The organism is Anabaena sp. AL09 (assembly GCF_001672255.1).
GTDB classification, from domain to species: domain Bacteria; phylum Cyanobacteriota; class Cyanobacteriia; order Cyanobacteriales; family Nostocaceae; genus Dolichospermum; species Dolichospermum lemmermannii.
In genome coordinates this window covers 17,328-26,379 of sequence record NZ_LJOQ01000079.1, presented here as the reverse complement: position 1 = coordinate 26,379, position 9,052 = coordinate 17,328, and the positions used below count along the sequence as shown (strand labels likewise).

Below are 9,052 nucleotides of genomic sequence, written 5' to 3'. Positions count from 1 at the left end.
AGTAGGGGGAGTAGGGGGAGTAGGGGGAGTAGGGGGAGTAGGGGGAGTAGGGGGAGTAGGGGGAGTAGGGGGAGAAAAATATTCTTTTGCAACTGACAACTGACAACTGACAACTAACAACTAACAACTGACAACTAACAAACTATGAACATCAGAATTGGTAATGGCTACGATATACACAGATTGGTGAGCGATCGCAATTTAATTTTAGGCGGTATTCACATTCCCCATGAACTCGGCTTGTTAGGGCATAGTGACGCTGATGTACTTACTCATGCCATCATAGACGCGATGCTGGGAGCTTTATCTTTGGGGGATATTGGTCATTATTTTCCCCCTACAGATCCCCAATGGGCTGGGGCTGATAGTCTTGTACTATTAGATCAAGTCCATCAGTTAATTCGTAATCAAGGTTGGAAAATTGGCAATATTGATTCTGTCGTTGTGGCTGAACGTCCCAAATTAAAACCCCATATTTCTAAAATGCGGGATAAATTAGCCGCAGTTTTAGAAGTAGAACCAAATCAAATTGGTGTCAAAGCTACAACTAATGAAAAACTTGGACCAACGGGAAGAGAAGAAGGGATTTGTGCTTATGCTGTAGTTTTGTTAGTAGCGGGTGATTAATTCATAACTAATAGGAGAATCACAGAATGTTTAGTTTAGATAAACCAGAAGAACTAATTAAAATCAGACTTATTTCTAGTATTTGGAATAATCAATTTGATTCACCGGAGAAAATAGAAAGTTTATTTCAACTGTCTTCTCCAGATATTATCGTCTTAGATCAAAATCAGCAAATTGCATTATTAGTAGATGTCAAAGCGCAAGAAATTCTAGAAAGTCATGAAAATAATTTATCAAAAGTCAGCAACCTATATTTACAAAACTCTCAAGAAAACCCGCGATTTGTTATTTTAGCAAATTTAACAGAAATTAATGTTTTTAAATCTACTAATGGTGTATTTTATAAACCAGAGATATCATTAAATACAGGAAAAATTCTCAGCCATTATGATTCAGAATTTTGTGAGAAGACAATATTTAATTTCTATTTGAAAACCCTTATAGTATCTTGGTTAAGAGATTTGAGTTATCACTGGAAATCAGAAATACCACCTGCCTCTGAAAAATTTGAAAAAATAGGTTTATTAGCAAAGAAAAAAAATGGAGAAACATATTCACAAAACTATGAATAAGAGTAAATAATTTATATTTAATTACCAGTATCAGGAATATCAAAATATTAAAACCATGACATTACAAAAAATACTCAATCTTACGAAACGCTTTTTCTTATTAATCACAATTATTGCATTTACAGCAATGACAATTACCGCTTGTAACCCAATTCAATTAAAAACCAATGCGGCTCAAGTTCCCCAATTAGTCAGAAGTATTCTGAATGATCCAAAAACATTTAATGCGGCACTTGGTTCTGAATCACCAAATATTTTTGATCTTACTTATGAAGGATTATTAACGCAAAATCCTATGAACGGTAAAATAGAAGGAGCATTAGCTCAATCATGGGAAATATCACCTGATAAAACCAAAATTACCTTTACCATGCGTGAGGGTTTAAAATGGTCAGACGGACAACCATTAACAGTTGATGATGTCGTATTTACCTACAATGATATTTATTTAAATGAAAAAATTCCCACAGATACTAGAGATGTTTTGAGAATTGGTAAAGATCGCAAATTACCAACTGTGAAAAAAATAGATAATAAAAGAGTAGAATTTAGTGTACCTGAACCATTTAGACCTTTTTTGCTAAATACAAGGGCATCTATTTTACCTGCTCATATTTTAGAAAAATCAGTGAAAACAAAAGATAAAGATAGTAAACTGGAATTTTTGAGTAAATGGAGTGTTGATACTCCCCCAGAAGAAATTATTGTTAATGGACCTTATAAAATTGAAAGATATGATACAAGTCAACGGATAATTTTTCGCCGTAATCCCTATTATTGGCGTAAAGATGCTCAAGGTAAATCACAACCTTATATTGAACGGATAATTTGGCAAATTGTGGAATCAACAGATGCTTCTTTACTCCAATTTCGTTCCGGTGATTTAGATTCTATTAGTGTTTCCCCTGATTATTTTTCGCTGTTAAAAGTTCAGGAAAAACAAGGAAATTTTACAATATATAATGGTGGTCAAAGTTCTAGCACTTTATTTCTTTCTTTCAACTTAAATAAAGGGGAAAGAAATAATCAACCATTAGTTGATCCTATTAAATCTCAATGGTTTAATAATGTCCAATTTCGCCAAGCGGTAGCTTATGCTATTGATAGACAAACCATGTTAAATAATACTTTTCGTGGTTTGGGTACTTTCCAAAATTCTTCTATTTCTGTTCTAAGTCCTTATTTTTTATCACCAGAAAAGGGACTAAAAGTTTATAAATATAATCCTGATAAAGCGAAGGAATTACTAATAAAAGCAGGATTCAAATATAATGACAAAAATCTTTTAGTGGATAATCAAGGTAACGAAGTCAGATTTAGTTTACTCACCAATGCTGGTAATAAAATTCGGGAATCAATGGGTTCGCAAATTAAACAAGATTTGAGTAAAATTGGCATTCAAGTTGATTTTACTCCCTTGGCATGGAATACTTTTATAGGTAAGATATCTAATACTTTAGATTGGGAGGCTGGTTTATTAGGTTTAATTGATGGATTAGAACCTAATGATGGTGCTAATGTTTGGTCAACTGACGGGGGATTACATATGTTTAATCAGAAACCCCAAGCTGGACAAAAGCCCATAGAAGGGAGAGAAGTTGCACCTTGGGAAGTGAAAATTAATGAACTTTATATTCAGGGCGCGCAGGAATTTGATGAGGTGAAAGTCAAGGAAATTTATTGGGAAAGTCAACAATTAACACAGGAGTATTTACCTTTTATTTATTTGGTAAATTCCTCTGCTATGTCAGCAATTAGAAATCGTTTTAAAGGTATCCAATTTTCTGTCCTTGGTGGTGCTTTTTGGAATATTCATGAAATTAAAGTTACGAAATAGGTAATAGTGAAGAAATTCTTACTAATTACCAATCACCAAAAACTTTCTAGGTTGGCTAGAGTCTAAATCATTCTCATATTAATATCTGGTAATAACCTATGACATTACAAAAAATACTCCATTCCACAAAACGCTTTTTATTATTAATCACAATCATTGCATTTACAGCAATAGGACTTACCGCTTGTAACCCAACTAAATTAAAAACCAATGCGGCTCAAGTACCCCAATTAGTAACAAGCATTCTGAGTGATCCAAAAACATTTAATGCTGCGCTAAGTTCCGAATCACCAAACATTTTCGGTTACACTTATGAAGGATTATTAACTCAAAATCCTATTGACGGAAAAATAGAAGGTGTGTTAGCCCAATCATGGGAAATATCACCAGATAAAACCAAAATTACCTTTACCATGCGCGAAGGTTTAAAATGGTCAGACGGACAACCATTAACAGTTGATGATGTTGTGTTTACCTATAATGATATTTATTTGAATGAAAATATCCCTACAGATACTAGAGATGTTTTAAGAGTCGGAAAAGATCGCAAATTACCAACTGTCAAAAAAATAGATAATAGAAGAGTAGAATTTAGTGTCCCTGAACCATTTAGACCTTTTTTACTAAATACAGGAGCATCTATTTTACCTGCTCATATTTTAGAAAAATCAGTTAAAACCAAAAATAAAGATGGGAAATTGGAATTTTTAAGTAAATGGGGTGTTGATACTCCTCCCCAAGAACTTATTGTTAACGGTCCTTATAAACTGGAAAGATATGATACGAGTCAACGGGTAATTTTTCGCCGTAACCCCTATTATTGGCGTAAAGATGCTCAAGGTAAACCACAACCTTATATTGAACGGATAGTTTGGCAAATTGTGGAATCAACTGATACTTCTCTACTCCAATTTCGCTCTGGAGATTTAGATACTATTGGTGTTTCTCCTGATTATTTTTCTTTGTTAAAAGTCCAGGAAAAACAAGGGAATTTTAAAATATATAATGGTGGTCCGAGTTCTAGCACTTCCTTTATTTCCTTTAACTTAAATAAGGGAAAAAGGAAAAATCAACCATTAGTTGATCCTATTAAATCTAAATGGTTTAATAATGTGCAATTTCGCCAAGCTGTAGCCTATGCTATTGATAGACAAACCATGTTAAATAATACTTTTCGCGGTTTAGGTACACCTCAAAATTCTCCTATTTCTGTCCAAAGTCCTTATTTTTTATCACCAGAACAGGGTTTAAAGGTTTATAAATATAATCCTGAAAAAGCAAAAGAATTGCTACTCAAAGCAGGGTTTAAATATAATGAAAAAAACCTCTTAGTAGATGATCAAGGTAATGAGGTGAGATTTGCATTATTAACTAATGCAGGGAATAAAATTCGGGAGTCAATGGGTTCGCAAATTAAACAGGATTTAAGTAAAATTGGGATTCAAGTAGATTTTACACCATTGGCTTGGAATACCTTTATAGATAAACTTTCTAATACTTTAGATTGGGATGCTTGTTTAATAGGTTTAACAGGGGGTTTAGAACCAAATGATGGTGCAAATGTCTGGTCGCCTCAAGGGGGATTACATATGTTTAATCAAAAACCTCAAGCTGGACAAAAACCGATTGAAGGTTGGGAAGTTGCTGACTGGGAAAAGAAAATTAATGAACTTTATATTCAAGGCGCACAGGAATTTGATGAGGTTAAATTAAAGGAAATTTATGGGGAAAGTCAACAATTAACGCAGGAGTATTTGCCTTTTATTTATTTGGTTAATTCCTATTCTCTCTCAGCAGTGCGAAATCGTTTTGAAGGTATTAAATTTTCTGCGCTTGGTGGTGCTTTTTGGAATATTCATGAAATTAAAATTACGAAGTAGGTAATTCGTCAGGCTTCGCCCCGCTTCGCTAACACGCAGAGGCGCAGAGAGGAAGAGTTTGAGCTATTGGTTTCTTATTGGGATATTTCATTTCTGTTGTCCACAAGTTTGACGTTAAATGCGGGTGTTTCTACTATATGAATGGTGGTGGAAGCAATGCTTATACTTCCGTTTGTGTTGTCGAATTCGTCAAGAATCCGACTAAAGATGATATCTTTTTTGCCTCGACGTTGTTTGTAGTCCACTATATAACGCAGGGTAAATTCTAGCCAGTTGTCGTTAGCTGCTAGGGTGACAGCAGGTTCAATTTTGGCATCTTCAATTAAATATTTGTGTACCATGTGTTGCCATTGTGCCTTGGCTTGAGGCATATATTCTCCGACAACTTCGTTAGCTACCTGTTGCAGAATTTCTCTGGTTAAAGAGCGATCGCTCCCGTATTTTACTGGTACAGTAATTTCATCCCATACAAAGGGAAAATCTGCCGAATAATTAAATACGGGTTCTTTAAATACAAAACTATTAGCAATTCTGACAATACGACCATTATAAAGATCAGCTTTTACCCAAGCACCGCACTCCATTAAGGTAGTCCGTAAAATACTAATATCTATAACATCTCCCATTATCCCACCCAGTAATACTCTATCTCCTGGTTTGTAATATTGACCTAAGGAAATAGCTACCCAACCGGCAAAACTCCCAATTACTTCTTGTAATGCAAAGGCGACACCAGCACCAATTACCCCAAAAATTACTGTTAGTTTTCCCAGGCTATCACTAAATATCAAAACAATTAATAAAGCCATAATTGCATAGCCAATTAAGGTAATGGCTTTGCGGATATGATAACGCAAATCAGTGTCTTGAACTTGGCGCGGTAAAACTTGAGCTAAAATTCGGAAAACGATGGCAACTATAATAATTCCTGAAGTTACTTCAATTAATTTGATAACTATAGCATCATCTAATAATTTTTGAATTGTCTTTAAAGCATTTTCCACAAGTTAATCCTTATTAAATAAACAGTTAATTTACATTCATGAATCTGGTGTATTTTTACTGTTATCAGGGTTGAACAGATTATTTAAAGAAGATAGCCGAAATCCTGGTGCTTTGTAATCTTGAGGCAAATAATTTTCTGGTATAGTCGTCTGATTACCGTCTCTGACAGCAGAGTAATGGGGAGACAGAATTTCAATTTCTGCTTCATTACATTTATCTTGAATGTTTTGGTGGAGTTCTGAATAAATACTTGCCATGAGTATAGGTTTATTAGTATAAGCATTTAATTCATAGCTGACATAAAAATCATCTAAACTGGTTTGGAATACAAAGGGAACAGGCTCGGCTAAAATATTATTTGTTGCTATTGCTGCATCAATTAAAGCTTGATGAACTTTTCGCCAAGGTGCATCATACCCAAGTGTGATTGTAGTATGTAATATTAGATAATAATTAGGATCTTGTGATAAGGAACTATAGTTGATAATTTGGCTAGTTAATACAGTTCCATTAGGAATAGTAATAATGACATTTTTAATGGTACGAATGCGGGTAACTAGCAGGGTTTTTTCTACTATCTCACCTATAGCGTCACCAATTTTAATGCGATCGCCCATTTGAAAAGCACGAGTATAAATAAGAATAGTTCCCGCGACAACATTAGTAATAACAGCCGTTGAACCTAATGAAAATAAAACACCTAAAAATACTGATATACCCTGAAAAGCTGGTGAACCAAATCCTGGTAAATAAGGAAATGCTAAGACTAATGCTAGGGCGACTATAATTAATAATACTAGTTTATAAGTTGGTTCTGCCCAGTCATTATAAAAGCCGGGAATGGATATACTTCCATTACCCAATTCTGTGAAAAGATAGCGAATAAATTTAAGACTGTAGTGGGTAATGAAGAAAATTAATGCTAATGCAAATATATTAGGTAAATAATCGGCAAATGCTAACCAACTTTTATAAATTGCTCCTAGAAAATAACTAATAAGTCTAGAACTTATTTGTTTTGTCCAAGGAAAAAAACTTAAAACTAAAGAAATGTAGATATATAAAATACTAATTACTATAATTATGCAGATAATCTTAACTAGCCTAGTCACAATATTACTGACTCTAGCTGTGGGTAAAAGTTCTATATTTTGAATTCTTAACTCAGGAATTCTAATTCCTCTCCAATTTTGTAATTTAGTAATAATTCTGGGATAAACTTGATTAAACACTTTCAGGAACACGAATAAAATTACTGTTGAAATAAAAGTATAAAATAGCCCTTTAAAAATATTATCTAAGCTACGTTCTTTTCTATATTGATTGATGGCATTTCTAATTATTTCTATACATTTTTCTGCTAGTATTTGTCTTGTTTTATTTACAGCTTTAGCATCTTTGTCTGTGATGGTAAATAATGTTTTATCCCCTATCACAATATTAGTTGTATCTGAATCTTCTACAACTCGCAATTTATCCATAGATATTAATGGATCATTAGCAATTTTTTCTAGTCTATTGGTGACAGCTTGCGCTCGCTCTTCGTGAGAAAATGAACCGACATTTTTATGAATTACAAATAGTGTTTTATCTCCTAATAACACAGGAGTTCCATCTATTTTATTCACAATTTCTGAATTTTGGGCAACAGATTTAGCTTTATCTTGAATAGTTACGGTTTTATCTTGAGAATAACCCATAGATATGTTGATTATAAAAATAAAACATATCAGGCTAATAATGAATTTATTTAAAATATTTAGATACTTGTTTTTATTGGTGTATTTGTTCATGGTTTGATTAAATTTATGGACTTACTTAATCTACTTTTGATATGGTATCATTAAGGTTATAAACATAATCAGGCAATATTTTGAACAAATTTCGTACACAAGAAGCCGTGACAAGTAGGGGTTTAGCTTTTGCTTTACCCTTGTATAAATCAAACCGGATTCTTAGAGGATGTTTGAAAAGTTTTTAATGTATAAACAAACCCCTCTCCAAACCTCTCCCCGAAGCGGAGAGAGGCTTTGAAACCCCCCTTCCCTACGAGGGAAGGGGGGCAGGGGGGTTAGGTTTTTGGAGATTATCGGTTTCATCTAATACTTTTCAAACACCCTCTTATAGAATAGATTTATAGTATAAATTGATGTTTGTGTATATCAAGCGCATATCAAGGATAATTATATTCACTTAAAATCTAAAATTGCTGTGACACAACCCGAAAATTTGCGATCGCTCTTAGAATCCGTCGCCAATGGTACAATTAGCCCAGAGATAGCCTTTGACTCCCTCAAAAACTTACAATATGAATCTGTAGGTGAGTTTGCCAAAATAGACAACCATCGTCAATTAAGAACAGGTTTCCCGGAAGTAATTTGGGGACCTGGTAAAACACCGGAACAAATTGCTCAAATTATGGAAGTCATGCGCCACCGCACTTCCGTAGTCATGGCTACCCGCATTGAGCCAAAAGTATATTCTGCATTGCAAAAAAAAGTTAGAGGTATCCAATATTACGAACAGGCCCGAATTTGTGCCATTGTTCCTCCGGTGATTGAAGTCAGATTTCCTGGACAAATCGGGATTCTCTCCGCTGGTACTGCTGATTTAGCCGTCGCAGAAGAAGCCGCTGTCACTGCGGAACTTTCGGGTTTTTCTGTACAGCGTCTTTGGGATGTGGGTGTAGCCGGAATTCACCGTTTATTAAGTAACCGTCACCTGCTAGAATCATCATCAGTATTAATTGTGGTAGCGGGCATGGAAGGGGCTTTACCCAGTGTGGTAGCAGGTTTGACGGATTGTCCAGTGATTGCCGTTCCTACTAGTATTGGTTATGGTGCAAGTTTTTCCGGTTTAGCACCTCTCTTAACAATGCTCAATTCTTGTGCTGCTGGTATAGGTGTAGTAAATATAGATAATGGCTTTGGTGCAGCGGTTTTAGCGGGACAAATTTTAAGAACTTCAGAAAAATTACGCTTGACAGCAGAAACATAGTCAAGTGGCAGGGTAAAATAGAATATAATTGCTGTATTTTCTACTTCATAAGACCTCGCGGTAAGTGGGAAACGAGCGTGGCTTGGCTCCCAACAGAGGGAAGCGACACGAGGGATTTTAATCCCTGTGGTATG

The 9,052-nt window shown here is 34.7% G+C and carries 7 protein-coding genes; 5 read left to right on the top strand and 2 right to left on the bottom strand.

Annotation, left to right across the window (positions count from 1 at the left end):
- The first annotated feature begins 144 nt into the window (after positions 1-144).
- The 4 genes from ispF to AN490_RS14705 all read left to right on the top strand — a co-directional run bounded on the left by ispF (position 145) and on the right by AN490_RS14705 (position 4,916).
- Entirely contained in the window at positions 145-627 is a 483-nt protein-coding gene (ispF, locus tag AN490_RS14720) for a 2-C-methyl-D-erythritol 2,4-cyclodiphosphate synthase (RefSeq protein WP_300004679.1), read from the top strand.
- Positions 628-653: 26 nt separating this feature from the next.
- The gene (locus AN490_RS14715; protein WP_300004676.1) at positions 654-1,199 is read left to right on the top strand and encodes a hypothetical protein; all 546 of its coding nucleotides are present in this window, start codon (positions 654-656) and stop codon (positions 1,197-1,199) included.
- A gap of 55 nt (positions 1,200-1,254) precedes the next feature.
- Positions 1,255-3,036 (top strand): ABC transporter substrate-binding protein, encoded by a 1,782-nt coding sequence (locus AN490_RS14710; protein ID WP_300004673.1) that lies wholly within the window; start codon positions 1,255-1,257, stop codon positions 3,034-3,036.
- 98 nt (positions 3,037-3,134) lie between these two features.
- Positions 3,135-4,916, top strand: a complete 1,782-nt coding sequence (locus AN490_RS14705) for an ABC transporter substrate-binding protein (protein WP_300004670.1) — start codon at positions 3,135-3,137, stop codon at positions 4,914-4,916.
- A gap of 74 nt (positions 4,917-4,990) precedes the next feature.
- On the opposite strand, the gene AN490_RS14700 is transcribed toward AN490_RS14705, so the two are convergent.
- A complete protein-coding gene (locus tag AN490_RS14700) occupies positions 4,991-5,920 on the bottom strand; it encodes a mechanosensitive ion channel domain-containing protein (protein ID WP_300004667.1) in 930 nt (309 codons plus the stop codon).
- 36 nt (positions 5,921-5,956) lie between these two features.
- Positions 5,957-7,621, bottom strand: coding sequence for a mechanosensitive ion channel family protein (locus AN490_RS14695; RefSeq protein WP_300004664.1), 1,665 nt, complete (start codon positions 7,619-7,621; stop codon positions 5,957-5,959).
- Between the two features lie 511 nt (positions 7,622-8,132).
- Between AN490_RS14695 and larB the strand changes: the two genes are divergently transcribed.
- A complete protein-coding gene (larB, locus tag AN490_RS14690) occupies positions 8,133-8,918 on the top strand; it encodes a nickel pincer cofactor biosynthesis protein LarB (RefSeq protein WP_148760393.1) in 786 nt (261 codons plus the stop codon).
- The last annotated feature ends 134 nt before the right edge of the window (positions 8,919-9,052 follow it).